The organism is Kitasatospora sp. NPDC088160, assembly GCF_044741445.1.
Classification (GTDB): domain Bacteria; phylum Actinomycetota; class Actinomycetes; order Streptomycetales; family Streptomycetaceae; genus Kitasatospora.
In genome coordinates this window covers 169,194-170,067 of sequence record NZ_JBIUSS010000021.1, presented here as the reverse complement: position 1 = coordinate 170,067, position 874 = coordinate 169,194, and the positions used below count along the sequence as shown (strand labels likewise).

Below are 874 nucleotides of genomic sequence, written 5' to 3'. Positions count from 1 at the left end.
GCGATCCTCCGCGCTTCGCGTCGAGTGTGGTCAGGTCGCGGGCCGGGTTTCTCCGGTGGCTACAGGTCGCGCCCACGGGCGCGCTGGTCCTCCACCGACGTGCCGAACAGGCGAAGGAAGGAGGGGGTCATGTAGTCGAGAACGTGGCGCAGCTGTTGGTCGTCGAGATCGCTCAGGTGGAGCTTGCCGTCGAGCAGGGCGTCGGCGGTGGTGCTGGCCCACTCCGTGTGTTGGTGAAGGTGCTCGATGCGGGCCTGGTGGTCTTCGTCGCTTTCCAGACCGTCGTCTTCGTCCTCGAGGCCGGCGCCGGGTTCGGGTTCCAGGCGCACGGTCTCGTCGAGGACCTCGTGCTCGGCGTGGGCCTTGAGCTGGGCGAGGCGGGCGACCCGCTGCTCGTGGGTCTCCTCGGGCGGTGCGGTGTCGGCGATGACGAGTTGGTCCCAGAGGTCGCCGACCTGGGCTTCGACCTGCTCTCCGAGGGCGGTGAAGAAGGCGATGGGATCGGGCAGGGCGGCGTAGCGCTGGGGCAGCCACCGGCGCCAGTAGGCCCGGGCCTCGGTGCCGTATTGGTTGATCGCCATCGCTTCTCCTCGGTTGGTCGCTGAGCTGGACTGTCAACAGGGTGTCAGGCTCGGCTGCCTGCTGACGGGTGGAGTTGTGAGGCTCTCAGATCGGCGCCCGTTCTCGGTCTGCCAGGTGTTGCTCTGCGGCGACCGTCGGTTGTGCGGTGGTGCACTGGGCCTACGGTGTGGGGTGTGGATCCTGCGGGCTACGGGCGTGGATGCTCGGATCCCGCTGTGCGGGAAGCAGGGGCCGGGTTTGGTTTGGGGTTCCCGTTGTCCGGGATGGCCGTTCCGCTTTGGTCGGACTCTCG

The 874-nt window shown here is 68.3% G+C and carries 1 protein-coding gene; it reads right to left on the bottom strand.

Features of this window, described 5'->3' with window-relative positions:
- Positions 1–59: 59 nt before the first annotated feature.
- Positions 60–581 (bottom strand): hypothetical protein, encoded by a 522-nt coding sequence (locus ACIOGZ_RS30110; RefSeq protein ID WP_363632183.1) that lies wholly within the window; start codon positions 579–581, stop codon positions 60–62.
- Positions 582–874: the final 293 nt, after the last annotated feature.

Bases quoted from the DNA above. Each gene is read 5' to 3' on its own strand.
- ACIOGZ_RS30110 (WP_363632183.1), bottom strand. From the start codon at position 581: ATGGCGATCAACCAATACGGCACCGAGGCCCGGGCCTACTGGCGCCGG.